We start from the raw sequence: 19,587 nt of genomic DNA, 5'->3' as shown, positions 1-19,587 counted from the left end.
AGATCGGCGCGCGCGATCGCGGCCGACGATCACAGCCCTCAGGCGACCCGATCTACCCAACGCAACGGACCTACGACGCCGCCCGGCGGTTGCTCCACCGGGTTGCCTCCGGTCCCGTCGCTACCGATCCAGTACGTGTGCGCGCGGTCGGTGATGTGGAGCCGGACCGAGTCCACGTCGGGACTGCCGGCGGCCCGCCACGCGATCAAGGTGGCCTCGACGCGGTCCCACAACGCCACCGGGCCTCCCTGTCTGACCACCCACCCGGCGGCACCTTCCCTGAACGAGGCGAAGGACTCACGCTCGTTGTCGAGCAGGTACAGCACCGGCGCACCCGTGCTGTCGGCACCGTGGACGAACTGGCTGCCGGGGGCGGCGAGCTGTGCGAGGAACGCCGGCATCCACTCCTCCAGCGCGCTGGGCAACACCCGCGTGGCGCGTTCGGTGTCGGCGTACGCGGCCCGCGCCTCCAGGTCCCCCAGGTGTGTCGGAGTGGCCTGCGAGCGGGCTTGCATGAACGAGGAGCGGCCCACTATCCGTCCCCGTGCGGTGCCGTCGCCGTGCACGGTGACCTCGGCCAGGCCGGTGCCGTACGCCCAGGAGCCGATCGTGGCCAGGATGCGACCATCAACCCTGGTTTGGCGTATCCATGTGTACGGGATGCGGCGAACCGCGCAGGTGGCGATGACACGGTCGTACGGTGCTCGCCAAGGGTGGCCCACGAGCCCGTCGCCGGTCACGGTCCAGGTGGAGTAGCCGGCCGCCTCGAGCGCGTCGTCCGCGCGGGTCGCCACCTGCGGATCGACCTCGATGGTGGTGACGTTGTCCTCCCCCAGGCGGTGGCACATCAGAGCCGTCGAGTAGCCGGTGCCCGTGCCGATCTCCAGCACCGTGTGCCCCTCGGTGAGCCCCAGGGCTTCGATCATGCTCACGACGGTCGCGGGCACAGTGGAGGACGAGGTGGGAGTTCCTCGCACCAATCCGCCCACCTGGTCGGCGGTCAGGTGGCCGTCGAGCTGGGTGGCCAGCGACCGGTCGCTGTACGCGATGGCAGCCCACTCCTCAGGCGCCGTCCTCGCGGCGATCACGGGCCGCCAGCGCCCCTCGCCCTCGGGCAGGAAGATCCCCGGTCGCAGGAACGCCTCGCGCGGCACGTCCTCCACCGCCGCGCGCAGTTCCGAGCTCGACAGGACGCCGGACCGCGCCAACCGTGCGGCCAGCGCCCGACGTTCGCCCGCCGTGTCAAACAGGGTCATCACGTTCTCCCTGAGCGAGGAGGTCCGCGAAGGCGCCAGCCATGTCCAAGCCGGTGCCCTCCTGCAGGAACCCCCATTGGCCGTTGGGATTCAGCTCCAGCCAGTGGAAGGCGCCGTCACGCCCGAGAGCCATGTCGAAGCTCCCCGAGGGGAGGCCGAAGTGATCCAGGTAGACCAGCAGGGCTTCCGACAGGGTCACAGGAAGATCGATGACCCGGTAGGACAACGCGGAGTAGTCCCTGCGCCAGTCCAGCAGATCGGAGTCGATCCGTACGGCGAAGACTCGCCGGCCGACCACGAGCACCCGCACATCAGCCTGTTTGTCCACCCGCGCCTGGAAGAGGTGCGGGGCCACGCGGATCGACTCGTCCACCTCGTCAGCGCTGACAAGATCGGTCCAACTCGTCATGGCTGTGCCGTCGCGCTCGTACGGGGTCCATCGCAGTGTCTTGTAGACCACCTGGCCATACGTCGTGATGAACTCTCTCGCCACGTCGGGATCGTTGGTCACCACCGTGGGCGCGATCGTGAGGCCCATCCGGCGAGCGACGGCGAGTTGATGCGGCTTGTAGTCCGCGGCCAGGTTCCGCAGAGGGTGGTTCAGCCACAGACACCCTTCCAGCGCATGCAGGACGCCACCCAGCCCAAAGCGCGTCTGCGCCGCGGCGAACTGAGCGTCAGCATCGTCCAGGTGCTCATAGGCGGGCCAGACGGGGCGGCGCCAGTACACCGATCGCGCGTCCTCCAGGGCAACGCGACGCGATGGCGTACGCAGCCACCCTGTCACCGGGGCATCGCCGGCGCCGAACCGGGCTGTGACAGTCAGCTCTCCGCCGGCCATGTCGGCGGGATCGAACCTGACCACGGGCACATCACGCTGATTGAGCCGATCGATCACCATGTCCGCCGTGACGTCGGCCGCCTCGGTAGCCACCAGGACGGGCCTGGGCTCCGTCGCGGCCATCAGTCCTGAGCGCTGTCTTGGTCGTGCCCCTGGTCCGGCTGCGAGTCGAGGTTCGTAGCGGTGGGCGTCTCGGTGCCCTTACTCGTCCCGTGCTTCCCCATCTCGACGACCTGCCCGCGCTCATCGCGGAACACTCCGAGTTGTGTCTTCGCGTCAATCCGCACCGAGGCGAACGGCATCATCACCCTCGACGGGTACGGGCTCATCCGCCGCGCCCCCCAGGGGCGGAATCCGGCGGTCTCGGCAGAACCAGGTGTGGGCACGGGAACCTCCTCGCCACGGGCAACGCTCAGTAGCACCCACCGTAACGCTCTGCTACGACACGCGGGGCGCCCTTGTGGAAAACGGCCGCCGGCCCGCCTGCTCAGGGCGCAGCGCTCGGCGACTCACCCCCGGAGGGCGTCAGGCCGGCGGAAGGTGTCGCGTCAGTGGAGGGCGCCACACCGGCGGAAGGTGTCGCGTCGGCCGAGGACGTCGCGTCGGTGGTCGGTGTGTCGTGGTCGGGCTCGTCCCAGGGGTAGGTCGGGTTCTCGTTGATCGACGGGCTCCAGGGCGTCTGCTTCGGTGGCTCGAAAGGGCCCTTTCGGGCCTGTATCAGGTACATGAAGACGGCGAACACGACGCAGCTGATGATGATCAACGCCAGGCCGATGGGGTTGTTGGCGTTGTAGACGTACCGATTCGTGCCCCATTGGCTCTTCTTGAAGACCGGCTCGTAGTCGTCTTCGTCACGCTGCGGCATGGACTCCCCCGAGAAATCGCTGTCGGTGACCGTGGCGGTGATCGTCGCATACGAGCCAACGCCGGGCCGGAGTCCGGCCCTCTCCCCGGCAGCCCCGGACCCTCCAGGGCCTCTCCGTTCCGCGCCGGAACAACTGCCCAATTCGGGCTGGCTGATGAGACGGCTTGGCGAAGGCCCAGACCTGCCCCACCACACATCGGAGAGCGACACTTGGGACACACACCGTGAGGAACGTTCGCAACGAACGTCGTCAAGTTCAGGAAGCCCTCCACGGTTAATCCGAAACGCGGCACACCCGACCGCGTCTCCACCCCCGCCGAATAACTACCGCCGGGTAGCGAACAGCGCCTTTCGCTGAACGAGTTGTGGCGACGCCTGGGCACGTGCTCAGCGCGAGTGCGCGCGCGTCTCACGCGTCGGGAGCGGTGGTGACCGCGTTTCGCTCCTGACTGCGCCAGGAAGCGTTGCGGCGGGTGGCGTGGTGGCGCCTGTCCGGCCGTGTCTCGTGGCCGATGCGGCTGGTCAGCGTGCGCGGCAGGTGGCTGTGCGCGGAATCGGTCGAAAGCGGCGTGGGCGCACAAGAAGCGTTTCTGCGGCCGCGTTTCCACCTGGCAATTCAGCGGGCGTTAGAGAGGCGTTGTTCCAAACGGGGAATAGAGACCGCGTGCCGATCCCGATACGCGAGCCCACTCGAACCTCCTTACGACCACGACGCGAAAGCGAAAGGGGACGCATGACCATCAGAATGACCGACTCCGGATATCACGGCCCGAAGCCGGGTGAGCGCGTGTACGACCCGTTCACCGATCGGATCGGGGTGTTGCAATCGGTCCACAGCGTGGAAGATCTCCTGTTTGACCCCGAAGTCGACGGAAAACGTGTCGCCTTTCTCCGCCCCGTGGGTGGCGGTATCGAGTGGACGGCCAACGCCGACGGGCTCCGTTTTCCGGAGTCGGAACACGGCCAGCAGGCCGGTCAGTCGACCGTCGTCACGAATACCTGACCCGGTGCACCGTCGATGCGCGCACCCGCCCGCCCGAAGCGCGGGCCGCGTCGCCGCGTCGGGCGCGTGGCGCCCTGTCCCGTGGGAGAGGTGCACCCCGTCAGGTCGAAGCCGTAGAGCGGGCGCAGTGATCCGTACGGCCGGTGCGTGGTACGCCCCGGCCCGCGTGCCCGCCTACGTGGCGTCCGTGGCGTCCGTCGCGTCTGTGGTGTCTGTGGCGCCCGCGCTGTCTGTGGTTTCTGTGCTGTCTGTGTCGTCCACGGTGTCTGTGGCGTGTGCGGTGTGCGTGGTGTCCGCAGTGTGCGCGACAGGCGTGGTGTCGGCGACCTCCGTAACGGGGGTGGCCGCCGTGTCGGCCGTCGGTTCGGCCGGCACCGTCGGTTCGGCGGCGGCCCGTCGGGCGCGGCGGGCCAGGATCAGGGTGCCGCCGAGCGCCGCCGCGAGGGCGACGCCGCCGCTGACGTAACGCGGCAGTTGGTCGGGGCGCGTGTGGCCGGGCTTGGTCACCAGCCGGGTGGCGCCGTCGGGGCGGCCGGTCTCCAGGACGCGGTTGTAGGTGATCTCGTCGTCCGCGCCGAACAGGTCGTTGTGCGCCCGGAAGTCGTCCATTCCCCCCTCGTACGTCCGCCCTTCGGTGTCGATCACGGTCGGGGTGCCGTCGGGCGTGAACGTGCCGTACAGGGGCGCCAGTTCCATCCGCCCGTTCGCCCGGGCGACGAACAGCATGGTGACGAACAGTCGGGCGCCCTGGTCGGCGTGTTCCTCGGCCGCCGCGAGTTGCTTGGCCGAGGGGCGGGGAAAGTCCTGCGGGGAGTCCGTCCGTGGGACCGACACGTCCAGCGTCAGACCGGCGGGCCGGGACGCGAGCGGGCGGGCCGGTGAGCCCTGGCGCGTTTCCGCACTCACCACCAGGCCCAACACGACGAAGGCGACCAGCGAGGCCGCGCCCAGGGTCAACACCGTGCGCCGGCGCGGCGGGGCCGCGTCCCGCGTGGCCCACCGCGCCCAGCCGCCCGGTCGTCGCACGTTTCCGTCCACAGACCCGCCCTCCGTTGTGCGCACTCCGCGATCCGGTCACCCACACGGCGCGTTCCGCCCCGGGGCATGGCGTCTCCCGGAACGGTGCGGCCAGGCGGTCGGGAGGGGTCTCGTCGTGCCCGTGGCCGCCCCTGGTCGCTGGTGATCACCGGAACTACGGTGGGCGGGCGACGGCTGGTCCGCCGGCCCCCGTTCGCGAGGGGTGCGGCGCCGCGCGGGCGCCGTGTTCGACCAGCACAGGACACCGAGGGGGAGCCCGCGTGCCGAACGACGCGACGCCGACTGATGTCATGTTGGAGTAGTCAGCGGCCGAGGGGCGAGTCCGTGCGCCGCAGCGCGGCGGCCGGGTAAGCGCGTGGGGCGTCCGCCTGGCGGAGGCGGGTCCGAGGGGGCCCGAGGGGGCGTCCCTTGGGCCGGAGGCCGTGTGTTGAGGGTCCCGGCTGGCGACGCCAGGACCCCCAACACGTCCCGCCGGGAGTGGAGGCGACGTGGGCCTCCCCGGTCGGGGATCCAACGGGTCCGGTGCGTGGCGGGCGCGCCTGACCCGTTGCCCGCCCTGAAAGCATGCGGGAACACCACGGTACGGGCCCGCCTGTGCGGACCGCATCGGTCATCCGGCTGATCTCGTGCGTACCGCACCGGGTGTAGCGCGCGGCCACGCCCACCCCCGCCGGTACGAGCACGGTTCAGCCGATGTTCGCCGTACCCCCTCCCCTCATCTACGGGGGTCGCTCTACGTACCAGCCAACTCGCGGTGTGTCCCTCGCACTTGGCCTGCTTCGTTCGGGCCGTCCCTGATGTCGGTGCGGTCGCCCGGACGCATCTGGCGGGAAACCTGGTCCGGCGCGGCGAGCGGGGATGCGCGGCCGGGGGTGGTACGGGCGGGGGCGCCGACGGCCGCGCGCACATGACCGAAAAGGGAGGGGTACGGCCGACCCGACGAGCCCGACGAGCCTCGACGTCCCCGAGCGAGCCCCACGCGCTGAGCGAGCCCCACGGGCCGAGCGGGCCGAGCGGGCCGGGGGGGCGAGTGGGCCGGGCAGTGCGACGGGCGGGGCGGGTCAGGCCGGTGGGCAGCGTTGCCACTCGGTGGCCGGCGCGGGGGTCGGGCGCCGGGGGCGCGGCGGGCTCGCGGGGGCGGTGGGGCCGGGTTGTGGGGCGGGGCGGGCGGCGGGCTGTGCGGCGGGCTCGGCCAGGACCAGGGTCAGGTCGTCGGCGGAGGTCGGGCCGGCGTGCGCGGCCAGCAGGTCGAGCAGCCGGCCGAGCGACGCGTCCGGGGTCGGGCCGCGCAGCGCGGTGTGCACCTGGTGGTCGAGCGGGAACAGGTCGCCCTTGGCGTCGCGCGCCTCGGCCAGGCCGTCGGTGTACAGCAGCAGCCGCTGCCCGGGCGCGAGGGCGACCCGTTGCAGCTCCGGCGCGGGCGCGAGGCCCAACGGCGTGGAGGCGCTGGGCGGTTCGAGCGTCTCCAGGTGCCGGCCGGCGCGCAGCGGCGGTGGGTGGCCGCAGTTGACGAGGCGCACCTCGCCGGGCGCGAAGTCGGCCAGCAGCAGCGTGACGAAGTCCTCGGGGCCGAGTTCCGCCGCGATGCGGGCGTCGAGGGTGTGGGCGAGTCGGACGAGGTCGGGTTCGTCGGCCGCCGTCTGCCGGAAGGCGGCCAGTACCGCCGCGCTGAGCCGGACCGCGTCCAGGCCGTGTCCCTTGGCGTCGCCGACGATCAGGCGCGGCCCGGTCGGGGTGAGGATCGCGTCGTGCAGGTCGCCGCCGATCAGGGCGTGTTCGGTGGCCGAGCGGGTGCGTACGGCCAGCGTCAGGTCACCGATGGCCGACGGCAGCGGGCGCACGATGGCCTGCTGGCTGACCTGGGCGATGCGGGTCATCCTGGCCAGCGCCCGGATCGCGTCGCGGTGCGCGCGCTGGGCCGCGTCGCGGGCGTGCTTCGTGCGCGCGTGGACGCGCTGGACGTGGGCGAGCACGCGGCGGGTGCGCAGCAGCGCGTGCCGGGTCGAGGCGTACGCCGCGCGCGTGCGCGCGTAGGCGCGTCGGGTGCGGGCGTGCGTGCGGCGCATCCGGGCGTAGCCGCGCCGGGTGCGGTCCTCGGCGTGCTCGGAGCGCGTGCGGGCGCGGGCCACCAGTGTCGCGCTGAGCCCGCCGATGGCCGCCGCGAGCACGTCGTTGACGTACTCGGCGCGCGCCGGCTGTGTGGCCTCGGCGCCGCTGAACGGCAGGGCCGCGGCGAGCAGTACCGCGAGGCCGGCGACCGCCGCGGTGGTGCCCGTGGTCAGCCGGTACGCCGCCAGCAGCGGGCCGACGACGAGCAGCGCGCCGAAGGCGCCGCCCCCGAGCAGGACATGGGCCACGGCGACGAGCGCCTCGGCGAGCACCGCGGCCAGCAGCCAGCCCCAGTGTGAGCGCACCACACACCTCCGCGAGGGCGCCATCGGCCCCACGGAGGGGCCGGACCGTAGTCACCCTGGCAGACGCCGACGACACAGGTAGTCACTTTCTTACTTTCTGTGACGCGGTACGGGCAGATGTGGCCGACTTCGCGCCCTTTCGTCACGTCTTTCGTCAGACCTGCGTCGGGAAGGCCGCCGGGGTGCCGGGCGTCGCGGGCCGGGCGCCAGGCGTCCGGGGGGCGCTCGGGCGCGCTGCGGGATGGCCGGGGGCGGCTCGCGGCGCGCCGCCCGTGGGCGCTGGTGGCCTGCGAAGTCGCGTAGTGATGTGGGGAGTTCCACGGATGCCCGGGCGTGGTCGGCGATCGCGGCGGCCGTGGAGCTGACGCGGCCGGCGTACGCGGCGTGGGAGGAATTCAACAGGAGTTTCCTCGCTGGCCGCATGTTCCGGCAGCTCGACACCGAGCGGTTCGGCCAGCGGAAAGCCCAGGGTGACGGCGGGATATGCGCCTCCGCGGCCGAGCACCCGCTCGCCAGGGACGACCGTCCCTGGCGACGTCTTCCCTGGTAACGGGGGTGGTGGGGCCGATCGCGGAACCGCCACCGGCCCCGGGAGCGGCCCGCGTCGGGCGGTCCGTGGGGCCGGGTGTGCCGGCGTGGGCGCCGGCACACCCTCCTGTCCGGGCGACCCGCCCATGACGCATCCTTCTGTTGGCGTTGACGGCGTCACTGGCGCACCGCGGAACACCCGGGGGAAATCGTGAGACGAGTGATCGACGACCGCTTCGAGTTGGTGGACAGACTCGGCGGCGGCGGCATGGGCATGGTGTGGCGCGCCCGCGACCTGGCCCTCCACCGTGACGTGGCGCTGAAGGAGGTGCGCCCGCCGGACCCGGCGCTCGCCGAGTACGACCCGCAGGCCGCCCGCACGCTGCGCGCCCGCGTGCTGCGCGAGGCACGCGCCCTCGCCCGCGTCGACCACCCCAATGTGGTGACCATTCACCACATCGTGGACGGCGGCGAGGACGCGTACCCGTGGATCGTCATGGAGTTGGTCTCCGGCGGCTCGCTCCAGGGCCGCCTGGACCGGGGGCCGATGACGCCCGCCGAGGCGGCCCGGCTCGGCGACGGCATCCTGGCGGCGCTGCGCGCCACGCACGCCGTCGGCATCGAGCACCGCGACGTCAAGCCCGCCAACGTGCTGCTGCGCAAGGACGGCCGGCCGGTGCTCACCGACTTCGGCATCGCCGCGATCCGCGAGTCCACCAGCCTCACGGCCACCGGCTCCATCATCGGTTCGCCCGACTACATGGCCCCCGAGCGCGTCCGGGGCCAGGCCGGCGGGCCCGCCGCCGACTTCTGGTCGCTCGGCATGCTGCTGTACGTCGCCGTGGAGGGCCACCACCCGCTGCGCCGCGCGAACACCCTCGCCACCCTCGCCGCCGTGCTCAACGACGAGGTGCCGCCGCCGCGCAAGGCCGGCCCGCTCACCGAGATCCTGACGCTGCTGCTGGTCCGCGACCCGGGCGCCCGCCCGGACGCCGGCACCCTCGACCGCATGCTCACCACGGCCATCGCCCAGGGCGAGGCGACGAGCGCGGGGAGCGCGAGCGGCGCGGCGTGGGCGGGGAACGGGGCGGGGGCCGGCCGCGCCGGCGCGGCGTCGGCGTCGGCGACCACGGGCCCGATGAGCACCGCGGACCTGGGCGACACGGCCCCGGCACCCGGCCCCGCCGACACGACCTCGGGGGCCCGCCCGGGCCCGCACCCGTCGGCGACCGGGTCCGGACCGGTGCGGGACTCCTCGGTCACCTCCTTCCCGCTGGCCCCACCGAGCGGCGAGAGACCCGGCGCGGGGCAGGGCACGGCCGCGCGCCGGGGCGCGGAGACGAGCGGGAGCACGGGTACGGGCGCGCGGGCCGGCGCGGGCACGGGAACGGCTGACGCGGTCCCGAACAGCACGGGCACGGGAACGGCTGACGCGGTCCCGAACAGCACGGGCACGGGAACGGCTGACGCGGGCGCGACCGGCTCGGGAACGGCGGGCACGGGCACGGGTACGAGCGCGCGGGCCGGCGCGAGCACAGGCGCGCGTACGACCGGCGCGCGTACGACCGGCTCGGGAACGGCCGGGCGGGGCGGGCCCGGTGGCGGCGCCTCGTACCGGATCAGTCCGCCGTCCGCCCCGGACCCGGACCCGGACGCCGCGCGGCGTCGGGTGCGCACCCGGAAGTGGGCGACGGTCGGCATGGTCGCCCTCGCCGCGGTCCTGACCGGCGTCCTGCTGTACGTGCTGCTGCCCCTCCCGGACGACAGGGACGGCGCCCCCACCGCCCGCGAGACGCCGGGCCCCGGCACCTCGGCGACGGCCTCCGGGCCCGCCGCGCCCCAGCGCGACGCCTCGGCCGCCCCGCCCTCGCCCTCGTTCGGCGACGCGGGCGACGGCGACGCCGACGCCGACCAGCCGGAGACCAACCTGCTGACGCCCGCCGGAATCCGGCAGGCGCTCGCCGAGTTGCGGCCCCTGATGGACAGCGGCAAGGTCATCAGCCTCGTGGTCTACCCCGAACACGTCTCGGCCGAGGCGCTCGTGAAGGGCAGCACCAAGCGGTACGACCGGTTCAGCTACCGCGCGGACAGCGGGGCGACCCGGGACGGCGCGGGCGGTACGAAGACGACCGGTACCCAGCCGGTGGACCTGAACGCCTTCGACTGGGACGCCCTGCCGGCGCTGATGCGCAAGGCGGACCAGGTACTCGGCGTCGACCAGCCCACCAGCCGCTACCTCGTCGTCCGCGCCCCGTCCAGCGTCTTCGACGAGGGCCAGAGCATGAGCGTCTACCTCTCCGACGCCTACGGCTCCGGCTACCTCAAGGCCGACCCCAAGGGCAAGGTCATCGCCACCTATCCGCAGGACAAGTGATCCCCCGCGACGGAGCGGAGGGGCCGGTGCCAGGCGGTGCCAGGTGGTGCCAGGCGGTGCTGGGCCGGTACCGGGCGGTGTAGGGCCCGTGCCGGGCGGTGCTGGGCCGGTGCGTCCCCTGGAAGGCGCCGATCAGGAGGAGTTCACTTCACCGTTGCCACCGCACGTCTGACAGGGTGCTTCGTGGTCCCACCCCTCCTCGTCGGTCCACTCGACCTTTCCGCTCCCACCACACGATGAGCAGAGAGGCATCGCCGCGCCCACCCCGATTCGGCTGTATCGCACGTCCTCGTCCAGGAGGACGGCTCGCACTCCCGGTAGCGTCTCCTTGACGAGCCTGATCCGTAACCGGCCCTCCCACGTCCCGGCGACGACGCCTTCGACGCCGTTGACCCACCCTGACGCGCTGTCCTCCACGCAGATCATGTCGCCGTCCTGGACCCGCGGGTTGCTGCCGTGCCCCACTTCTTCGGTCATGTGCCGCACCTCCTCCGCGTCATGCTGTCAGTTCACCCCGGCGGACGTCGGCGCCTTCCCCGGTCGGGTGGGGGCGCGGGGAGGCGCACCCGACAGCGAGCAACAGGCTCCGCGCGTCCCGCGGCGCGGCGTGCGAACCGGCGCTGACCCGCGCGGCCTCGGTGAACGCCCGGGCCGCTGCCGGCGCGGCGCCGCACAGCGGCTCCAGGAGGACCGCCCGCACGGGGGGTTGGAGCCCTGGCGACTCCTCGCCCCCGCCCGCGTGCGGCAGCACGTCCCGTACGCCCCCGTACGCCACCCGCGCGGGCCCGGGGGTCAGGGCGTGGTCGGCCCGCCGCGCGCGTCGGGGCGGACCAGGAGGCCGCGGTCGAGGGCGACCACCACCGCGTGGGTGCGGTCGCTCACGTCCAACTTGGCGAAGACCCGCAACAGGTGGGTCTTGACGGTGGCCTCGCCGATGACCAGGCGGCGGCCGATCTCCGCGTTGGACAGGCCGTCGGCCACCGCCGTCAACACCTCCAGCTCGCGCCCGGTCAGCGCGACCGGCGCCGGCCGGCGCATCCGGGCCACCAACCGCTCGGCGACCTTGGGGGCCAACACCGTCTCGCCCCGGGCCGCGGAGGCGATGGCGGCCACCAACTGCTCGCGTGAGGTGTCCTTGAGGAGGTAGCCCACCGCCCCGGCCTCCACCGCCCGCTCGATCTCCGCGTCGGTGTCGTACGTCGTGAGGATGAGCACCCGGGTCGACGCCCCGCTCGCGACGATCCGCTCGGTCGCGCTCACCCCGTCCATCACCGGCATCCGCAGGTCGAGCAGGGCCACGTCGGGGGCGAGCGCGCGGACCGCCGCGACGGCCTCGGCCCCGTTCGCGGCCTCGCCCACGATCTCCACGCCGGGCTCCGGGGCCAGCAGGGCGACCACCCCCGCGCGCATCACCGTGTGGTCGTCCGCCACCAGCACCCGGATCCCGCGCCCCGCCGCCGCACCGGCGGCGGCGCCGGGGTCCTGGTGCGGGCCAACCCCGTCAGCCGTGTCCGTCATGTGCGCCGCGCCTCCTCGTGTTCGGTGGTGGGGACCGTGGCGAGCACCCGGGTGCCGTCCCCGAGGGAGCTGGTCACCTGGAGTTCGCCGCCCAGCTCGGCCAGCCGCTTGCGCATTCCGTCGAGGCCGAAGCCCTCCGCGTCGGCGACCACGAATCCGCGCCCGTCGTCGGTGAGTTCCAGCTCCACCCCGTACGGCCGCGCCGCGAGCACCACGCCGACCGTGGTCGCCCCCGCGTGCTTGCGCACGTTGGCCAGCGACTCCTGGGCGCAGCGCAGCAGCGCGATCCGGGTCCGCTGGTCGCAGGCCACGTCGGGCAGTTCGGTGGTGACGGTGAGCCCGGTGTCCTGGGCGAACCGGTCCAGCGTGCGGCGCAGTGCCTGGGCCAGCGTGCCGGGCGCGGCGCCGGTGCGCGGGGCGGCGCCGACCAGCGCGCGGGCCTCGGCGAGGTTCTCGCGCGCCGTCCGCTCGATCGAGTCCAACTGCTGGGCGCTGCGGTCGGGGTCGGTGCGCACGCCCGAGCGCGCCGCCTCGGCCAGCACGATGATCGAGGCGAAGCCCTGGGCGAGGGTGTCGTGGATGTCGCGGGCCAGCCGTTCGCGCTCGTCGGCCGCGCCCTGGCGCTGGTTCGCCTCGGCCAACCGGGTTTGCGCGTCGGCCAGTTCGGCGGCGAGCGCGTCCGCCCTGGCCTGGGTCAGGCCGACGAAGCGGTAGAGCCACCGGCCGATGGCCACGCCCGCCGCGTAGGCGAGGAGGGTGGCGACGAGGTTGCCGGTGAGCAGGTGCGGGCTCCACCCCTGGGGCAGCACCCCGCCGAGCGCCGTGCACGCCGCCGCGAGGCCGCTGAGCTTGATCGCGGAGCGTGGCCCGGCCGCGAAGACCCAGAACTGCGGGAGGGCCACCACGAACAGCGCGGCGGCGCCCTCCAGCACGTACGACACCGCGCCGATGTGCAGTCCGAGCAGGGCCAGCAGCACGGACGGTACGAGCGCGGCCCGCGGTCCGGGGGTCGCGCGGCGGGCCGCGAGCAACAGGGCCCCGTAGTCGGCGGCCAGCAGCGGCAGCAGCACCGCCGCCGCGTACTGGTCCGCGCGCGAGGCGTCCCGCACGGCCAGCGCCGTCGGCCCGAGCCCCACCGCCAGCCAGGCGATGCCGTACCAGAGGTGGAACCTGGCGGCGAGGAACCGGTCGGCGGGCTGGGGCAACGGGACCATGCGGATCAGCCTACGGTTCCGAGCGCGGTCGGCTCGGGCTCCGGCCGGGCGCCGGCCGCCGGCGTGACCTGGTGCTGGGCCCGGCGCATGCCGCGCGAGGGCCACCAGTTGGCCTGGCCGAGCAGCAGCATCAGGGCCGGCAGGACCAGCATTCGGATGACGAACGCGTCGAGCAGGACGGCGACCGCGAGCACGTAGCCGATCTGCTTCATCTCGATCAGGTGCAGCCCGACGAAGCTGGCGAAGACGGTGACCATGACCACGGCCGCGCTGGTGACCACGCCCGCCGAGCGGCCGATGCCGTCGAGGACGGCCTGCCGGGTCGGTACGCCGGTCAGCGCGGCCTCCCTGATCCGGCTGACGACGAAGACCTGGTAGTCCATGGACAGGCCGAAGAGGATCACGAACAGGAACAGCGGTACCCGGGAGCCGATGGAGCCGGTGGAGTCGAAGTCGAGCAGGCCCTCGGCCCAGGAGGGTTGGAAGGTCAGCACGAGCACGCCCAGCGAGGCGCCGGCCGACAGCAGGTTCAGCGCCACGCCCACCAGGCCGAGCACCACGGAGCGGAACGCCCACACCGTCATCGCGAACGTCACGACCAGCAGCGCCCCGACAACCAGCGGCAGCTTGTCCTTCTGGTGCTCGGGGTAGTCGGCGTAGCGGGCGACGTCGCCGGTGACGGCGGTCTCGACGCCGGCGACCTTCCCGATGGTGGCGGGCACGTGCTCGGCGCGGATCGACCTGAGCGACTCCTGGGCGGCGTCGGTGCTCACGTGGTGCGGCACCTGGAGTTGGAGCATGGTGATCCGCTTGTCCCGTGAGGTGCTCAGCGTGCCGTCGCCGGACAGCCGCGGGTCGCCCTTGACGTCGCGGGCCAGCTCGCGCAGGGCCGCGGTGACCTCGGCCGAGCGCTCCGCGTCGGCGCGGACCACGATCTGGTGCATGGCCTTGAGTTCGGGGAAGGCGGCGTTCTGCCGGTCGTAGACCTGCATGGCGCCGATCGCCCGGGAGTGCGTCTCGCGGCCCATGTCGGTCAGGTTCAGGCCGAGCGCCGGGGCGGCGACGGCGAGCATCCCGAGGACGGAGGCGGCCAGCGCCACGGCGGGCCGCCTGCTGACGCCGCGCAGCACGACCGCGGTGGCCCGGCCGGGCCCGCTCCGGCGCGGGGCGCGCTGACGCAGGGGCTTGCCGCCCGCCGCCGCGCGGGCCGCCCCGCGCTCGGCCCGCCGCTCGGCGCGCGCCCCGAGCACCGCGAGCAGGGCCGGCAGCACGGTCAGCGAGCTGAGGACGGCGACCAGGGTGACGACGATGGCGCCGACCGCGATCGAGGAGAAGATGACGTCGTCCACTAGGAAGAGCGTCGCGGACGAGACGGCGACGGCCAGGCCCGAGAAGACCACGGCCCGCCCGGAGGTCGCGGCGGCCAGCTCCACCACGGCCGCCGGCGAGAGCCCGCCGCCGGCGCGCGCCCGTTCCTCGCGCTCGCGCTTGAGGTAGAAGAGCGTGTAGTCCACGCCGACGGCCAGTCCGATGAGCAGGATGACGTTGGTGCCGATGCCGGCGTCCGGGAAGGCGTGCGAGGCCAGCATCGACAGGCCGATGGACGCGGCGATGGAGGTCAGCGCGAGCAGCACCGGCACCAACGCCATCGCGACCGAGCTGAACACCAACAGCAGCGTGATCAGGGTGACCGGCAGCGCGATGATCTCGGTACGGGCCAGGTCGTCGCCGCGCTGCTGGTCCGTGCCCTTGCCGATCGAGGGCGAGCCGGTCTCCTCGACGCGCAGTCCGGGGTGGGCCTCCTGTACGGCGGCGGTCTGTGCGAGCAGCGGGTCGACGTGCTCCTTGCCCTCCCGCTCGTCGCCGAACATCGTCACGTCCACGCGCACCGCCGAGCCGTCCGCCGAGCGCACCGGGGCGGCCACCGCGCGCACCTCGGGCAACTCGCGCATCCGCTCGGCGACCTCGCGGGCCGCGGTGTCGGCCGCGGCCCGGTCGAGCCGCCCGGTGCCGGGGGCCGCGGTGATCAGTACGCGTTCCACGGGCCGCTGTTGCAGCCCGCCGTCCTCGGCCATCGCCTCGGCCCGTCCCGCCTCGCCGATGCGGTAGTCCGCGGCGGTGGCCGGGTTGCCGCCGACGGCGATGCCCGTCCCCAGGCACAGCACGACGAACACGAACCAGCCGACCATCGCGCGCCAGGGGTGCCCGGCGCTCCATCGAGCCATCCGAACTGGAAGATTCTTCATGGCGTTCATGCTGGTCGGCGGGGTGCCGGCGGCGACAGCGGCGACCGGTTGAACCTGGGGTCCACCAGTCGGTGGACCCCCGCCGCCCCGAGCCCGACCCGGCGCGCCCCGGGCGGCCCTCCCAGATCCACCCACAGAAGACCGCCCGGCCCGCGCGCTCACGTGGCCACCCAAGCCCGTCCGCGCGCTCCCCCGCGTACCGCGCTGCCCCCGCGCGTCCGCCCGCGCACCCCGTGCGCGCTCTCCCTGCCCTGCTCCCCTGCCCCGCGCGGCCGGTGCCGCTGCCCCGGGGGGCGGCCCCGCGTGCGCGCGGGGGCCCCGTCGGGGGACGGGGGTTGGGACCGCCGCGACGCGAGGCCGCGCCGTCGCGCGTCCGCGCGGACGCGGACCGCCAGGTGGCCGCCCACGGGGTGCGTACGTCACGCTGGCAGGGCCCCTCGCAACCCGCCCCGCGGGCGCCTCCTGTCAGCCACCAGCGCGCCGGCGGCGCCCCGGGGCACGCTCGGTGGATGGCCCACCGCGCCCCGCGGGCACCTCGGGGCGTCAACCCCCACGCTGACCTCCCATTTCCCGGCAAACCCCGGCACACCCGTTCCTTGACATCCCGGATTGGTACAGGCCAATATCCGGCTGGTCTGCTCCAAGTCGCCCGGCCGTCCGATCCGTCGGCCCACACCCGCACCTCGGAGGTCCCCTCATGGCACGTGGCAGCCACCCGGAACTCATCAGGTTGGCCAACTCCGTCCTTCAACCGGGCTTCGTCGGCACCACCGCTCCTGACTGGGTGCGCCGCCGCATCGCCGACGGGCTCGGCTCCGTCGTGCTGTTCGGGCGCAACATCGAGACCCCCGAGCAGGTCGCCGCCCTGACCTCGGCGCTGCGCGAGGAGAACCCCGAACTCATCGTCGCCATCGACGAGGAGGCCGGCGACGTCACTCGGCTCGACGTACGCACCGGCGCCTCCTGGCCCGGCAACCTCGCGCTCGGCGCCATCGACGACCCCGACCTCACCGAGCAGGTGGCCCGCGACATCGGCCGCGCGCTGCGCGCCATCGGCGTCTCCCTCGACTACGCGCCGAGCGCCGACGTCAACTCCAACCCGATGAACCCCGTCATCGGCGTGCGCTCCTTCGGCGCCGAGACCGACCTCGTCGCCCGGCACACCGCCGCCTGGGTGCGCGGCCTGCAGAGCGCGGGCGTGGCCGCCTGCGCCAAGCACTTCCCCGGCCACGGCGACACCAACGTCGACTCGCACCACGGCCTGCCGATCTTCACCGCCGACGCGGAGACCATCACGCGCGTCGCGCTGCCGCCGTTCACCGCGGCCATGGAGGCCGGCGTGCGCACCATGATGACCGCGCACATGCTCATCCCGGCCTACGACCCCGAACTGCCCGCGACGCTGAGCCCGACCATCATCAACGGCGTGCTGCGCGACCAACTCGGCTTCACCGGCCTGGTGGTGACCGACGGCATCGAGATGGGCGCGGTCTCCGGCACGTACGGCATCGCGGGCGCCACCGTCAAGGCGGTCGCCGCCGGCGCGGACGCCGTGTGCGTGGGCGGCGAGAGCGCCGAGGAGTCCACCACCGTCGACCTCGCCCAGGCGCTGGTGGACGCCGTCGTGGACGGCACGCTGTCCGAGGAGCGGCTGGCCGACGCCGCCGACCGGGTGCAGAAGTTCGCCGCCTGGTCGGCCGACCTCGCCCGGCAGGCCGACACCGCGACCGACGAGTCCGACATCGGCCTGGTCGCCGCCCGGCGCGCGGTGCGCGTGAGCCGCCGACCCGGCACCGGCGCCGAACTCCCGCTGGCCGGCGCCCCGCACGTGGTCGAGCTGTCGCCGACCATGAACCTGGCGATAGACGGCCGCACCCCCTGGGGCGTGGCCGACCCGCTGCGCGCCCTGCGCCCGGAGACCACGTCGGTCCGGCTGACCGAGGCCGAACTGACGGACGCCGGCGACCTCCTCGACCGCACCGTGCTCGCCCCGGCCAACGGCCGGGAGCTGGTCATCGTCGTCCGCGACGCCGCCCGCCACCGCTGGATGTCGCAGGCCCTGGCCGGCCTGGTCAGCCGGCGCCCGGACGCCCTGGTGGTCGAGATGGGCGTGCCCGTCGACGCCCCGCTCGGCGCCGTCCACCTGACCACCTACGGCGCCACCCGGGTCTCCGGGATCGCGGTGGCCGAGGTGCTCACCGGCGCCGCCTGAGCCGCGCGGGGCGACCTCCCCGAGGGTCGCCCCGCAGCCCCACACCCTCCCGCCGACCCGGCCCGACCCGGCCCGGCCCGGCCGCGCGCCGCGACGCCCCCGCCCCGTACGTCCCGCGTGCCGGCACGCCCCGCCGACGCCCGGCCGGGACCGCTTCCCCACGTACGCCCCCGCGCGCCCTCGCGCGCCCGCGCCCCCGCGACCCGCCCGCGTGTCGCCCCGTCGCGCCCGCACGTCGCCCCGTAGCGCCCGCGACGCGACCGGTTCGGTGTGCCGCGTGACCGGTCGGGTGACGGTTGAGGCGACCGTGACGAGCGACCTGTCGTGTCGTCATGTGGGGCGCGTGAAATGGGGGTTGACACCCAAAGTTGGTCTAGTCCATCTTGGGGAAAGCGCGTTCGGCACGGTGGGCGAGCCGACCTGGCTCCACGCCGCCTCCCAGCGCCGGCCGACCGGAACCACCACGTCCGCCGCGGGTCACGCCACGACCCGGGCCGGACACCGAGTACGACGAGGTAAGGAGACCCGGCTCTGGCGCCACGGCGAACCACCACCTCCACGACCGGTGTGCGCGGCCCGCACCCGGCGCCCTGACCACTGCCGAGTGCCCCCTTCCCGCGAGTTCACCGCGGCCCCCGCGACGCCGGATGGCGGCCATGACCCACCCGCCGCACTCCGCCGCCACGAGCCGCGGGCGATGGCTCTCCTTCTTCTCGTCCCGCCATCGCCCCCGACGAACCCGCGCGCGACACGGCAGCCGCCGAGGACGCTCCCGCACCGCGCTCCGTCGTGGAAACGCCCGCCCGCGCCCCCCGCAACCACCCTCCCCGCCCCCGCGCCCACCGGGCGCGACGGGACGGGGGCACACACCCGGGAGGACCGGGCCCGCCGACCGCACCACACCACGGCGGGCGACGCGCCGACGCCGGCGCCAGTGCGGCGAACAACGACGTTCCCGCCCACCCCGCGGCGCCGCCGGGCCCGAACCCCGAGGGTGCGGCAGACCCTCCCAGCACCAGCACGCCCAGGAGACCTCGCATGCCCACGCCCGACGGATATCTGTACCGAGCCGCATCGGACCGGCCCTACTTCAGCGCGGACGGCGACACCTACCTCGCGCAGACCCCGCTCAAGGACATCGACAAGTCGTTGCCACTGCGCGTGCTGTCCAAGGAAGACCTCGCCTTCTGGCAGACGTACGGCTACGTCGTGGTCAAGGAGGCCATCCCGGCCGCCGCCGCGAGCAAGCTGCTCGACTTCGCCTGGGAGTTCCAGGGGCTCGACCCCGACCGCCCCGACACCTGGTACACCGAGCGCACCTTCCGTACGGACCTCGAACGCGACCTGTACATCTACGGCTTCGTCGAGGCGTACCACCACCAGCTCATCTGGGACAGCCGGCAGAGCCAGCGGGTCTACGACGCGTTCGTGGACGTGTGGGACTGCGAGGAGCTGTGGGTGACGCTCGACCGGCTCAACCTCAACCCACCCAACCGCGGCAACCGCTCCCGCTCCCTGATCGAGCCCACCGACGAGGGCTTCGACATCGAGCTGCACTGGGACGTCGACTCCACCCGCAGCGTGCTGCCGCAGCGCGTACAGGGCATCATCGCGCTCCACGACACCCAGCCCGAACTCGGCGGCTTCCAGTGCTCGCCCGAACTCTTCCGCCGCTTCGACCGCTGGAAGCTCGACCAGCCCGCCGACCGCGACCCGGTCCGCCCGGGCGTCGACCGGGCCGAATTCCCCGTCGTACGTCCCGAGTTGGGCGCCGGCGACCTGTTGATCTGGAACGGGATGCTGGCGCACGGCGTCGCGCCCAACACCTCCGAGCGGGGCGTGCGGTCGGTGCAGTACCTGTCGATGATGCCCGCCCTGGAAGAGCACCACGAGCTGCGCACCTCGCGCGTCGACTCCTGGCGCCACCTGTCCACGCCCACCTGGAACAAAACCCTGGTCGGCGACGCCACCCGGCACGAGTCGCTGCGCTACCCGACGGCCGACCTCACCGACCTCGGCGAACGGCTGCTCGGCCGCACGTCCTGGAACGGCATAGCGACCGAGCGGTGAACCGGAGA

15 protein-coding genes are annotated in these 19,587 nt (G+C 73.7%); 5 read left to right on the top strand and 10 right to left on the bottom strand.

The window, feature by feature from the left end; genetic code table 11:
* Positions 1-38: 38 nt before the first annotated feature.
* The 4 genes from tgmC to AC3CHW_RS18375 form a co-directional block, all read right to left on the bottom strand.
* Positions 39-1,256 (bottom strand): ATP-grasp peptide maturase system methyltransferase, encoded by a 1,218-nt coding sequence (gene tgmC, locus AC3CHW_RS18390; RefSeq protein ID WP_488467180.1) that lies wholly within the window; start codon positions 1,254-1,256, stop codon positions 39-41.
* Positions 1,243-2,220, bottom strand: a complete 978-nt coding sequence (gene tgmB, locus AC3CHW_RS18385; RefSeq protein ID WP_488467179.1) for an ATP-grasp ribosomal peptide maturase — start codon at positions 2,218-2,220, stop codon at positions 1,243-1,245. The genes tgmC and tgmB overlap by 14 nt, the downstream gene beginning before the upstream one ends.
* Entirely contained in the window at positions 2,220-2,483 is a 264-nt protein-coding gene (gene tgmA, locus AC3CHW_RS18380) for a putative ATP-grasp-modified RiPP (protein WP_488467178.1), read from the bottom strand. The genes tgmB and tgmA overlap by 1 nt, the downstream gene beginning before the upstream one ends.
* 101 nt (positions 2,484-2,584) lie before the next feature.
* Positions 2,585-2,962 carry a hypothetical protein gene (locus AC3CHW_RS18375; RefSeq protein ID WP_488467177.1) on the bottom strand — a complete coding sequence of 126 codons (378 nt, stop codon included), beginning with the start codon at positions 2,960-2,962 and terminating at the stop codon, positions 2,585-2,587.
* A 733-nt stretch (positions 2,963-3,695) separates the two neighbouring features.
* On the opposite strand from AC3CHW_RS18375, the gene AC3CHW_RS18370 reads away from it, so the two are divergent.
* A complete protein-coding gene (locus tag AC3CHW_RS18370; RefSeq protein WP_488467176.1) occupies positions 3,696-3,965 on the top strand; it encodes a hypothetical protein in 270 nt (89 codons plus the stop codon).
* Between the two features lie 174 nt (positions 3,966-4,139).
* On the opposite strand, the gene AC3CHW_RS18365 is transcribed toward AC3CHW_RS18370, so the two are convergent.
* Together AC3CHW_RS18365 and AC3CHW_RS18360 are read right to left on the bottom strand one after the other, a co-directional pair.
* The gene (locus AC3CHW_RS18365) at positions 4,140-4,991 is read right to left on the bottom strand and encodes a hypothetical protein (RefSeq protein WP_488467175.1); all 852 of its coding nucleotides are present in this window, start codon (positions 4,989-4,991) and stop codon (positions 4,140-4,142) included.
* A 1,073-nt stretch (positions 4,992-6,064) separates the two neighbouring features.
* A complete protein-coding gene (locus AC3CHW_RS18360; RefSeq protein WP_488467174.1) occupies positions 6,065-7,417 on the bottom strand; it encodes a PP2C family protein-serine/threonine phosphatase in 1,353 nt (450 codons plus the stop codon).
* A gap of 307 nt (positions 7,418-7,724) precedes the next feature.
* On the opposite strand from AC3CHW_RS18360, the gene AC3CHW_RS18355 reads away from it, so the two are divergent.
* Both AC3CHW_RS18355 and AC3CHW_RS18350 read left to right on the top strand, forming a co-directional pair.
* Positions 7,725-7,967 (top strand): DUF1266 domain-containing protein, encoded by a 243-nt coding sequence (locus AC3CHW_RS18355; protein WP_488467173.1) that lies wholly within the window; start codon positions 7,725-7,727, stop codon positions 7,965-7,967.
* Between the two features lie 198 nt (positions 7,968-8,165).
* Positions 8,166-10,319: a protein kinase domain-containing protein gene (locus AC3CHW_RS18350; RefSeq protein ID WP_488467172.1), complete on the top strand. Its 2,154-nt coding sequence runs from the start codon at positions 8,166-8,168 to the stop codon at positions 10,317-10,319.
* Positions 10,320-10,451: 132 nt separating this feature from the next.
* On the opposite strand, the gene AC3CHW_RS18345 is transcribed toward AC3CHW_RS18350, so the two are convergent.
* The 4 genes from AC3CHW_RS18345 to AC3CHW_RS18330 form a co-directional block, all read right to left on the bottom strand.
* Complete coding sequence (locus tag AC3CHW_RS18345; protein WP_398608116.1) at positions 10,452-10,796, bottom strand: hypothetical protein; 345 nt, start codon at positions 10,794-10,796, stop codon at positions 10,452-10,454.
* A gap of 315 nt (positions 10,797-11,111) precedes the next feature.
* Positions 11,112-11,837, bottom strand: coding sequence for a response regulator (locus AC3CHW_RS18340; RefSeq protein ID WP_488467171.1), 726 nt, complete (start codon positions 11,835-11,837; stop codon positions 11,112-11,114).
* On the bottom strand, positions 11,834-13,051 hold the full coding sequence (locus AC3CHW_RS18335) for a sensor histidine kinase (protein WP_488467170.1): 1,218 nt from the start codon (positions 13,049-13,051) through the stop codon (positions 11,834-11,836). The genes AC3CHW_RS18340 and AC3CHW_RS18335 overlap by 4 nt, the downstream gene beginning before the upstream one ends.
* Before the next feature lie 5 nt (positions 13,052-13,056).
* The gene (locus AC3CHW_RS18330; RefSeq protein WP_488467169.1) at positions 13,057-15,297 is read right to left on the bottom strand and encodes an MMPL family transporter; all 2,241 of its coding nucleotides are present in this window, start codon (positions 15,295-15,297) and stop codon (positions 13,057-13,059) included.
* A 697-nt stretch (positions 15,298-15,994) separates the two neighbouring features.
* On the opposite strand from AC3CHW_RS18330, the gene AC3CHW_RS18325 reads away from it, so the two are divergent.
* Both AC3CHW_RS18325 and AC3CHW_RS18320 read left to right on the top strand, forming a co-directional pair.
* Positions 15,995-17,509, top strand: a complete 1,515-nt coding sequence (locus AC3CHW_RS18325) for a glycoside hydrolase family 3 protein (protein ID WP_488467168.1) — start codon at positions 15,995-15,997, stop codon at positions 17,507-17,509.
* A 1,038-nt stretch (positions 17,510-18,547) separates the two neighbouring features.
* Positions 18,548-19,579, top strand: a complete 1,032-nt coding sequence (locus tag AC3CHW_RS18320; RefSeq protein WP_488467167.1) for a phytanoyl-CoA dioxygenase family protein — start codon at positions 18,548-18,550, stop codon at positions 19,577-19,579.
* Positions 19,580-19,587: the final 8 nt, after the last annotated feature.

This window comes from Streptomyces sp. MGP-BFMKR1 (assembly GCF_057766585.1).
The sequence above is the reverse complement of the archived record's forward strand: the minus strand, read 5'-3'. Positions and strand labels throughout refer to the sequence as shown.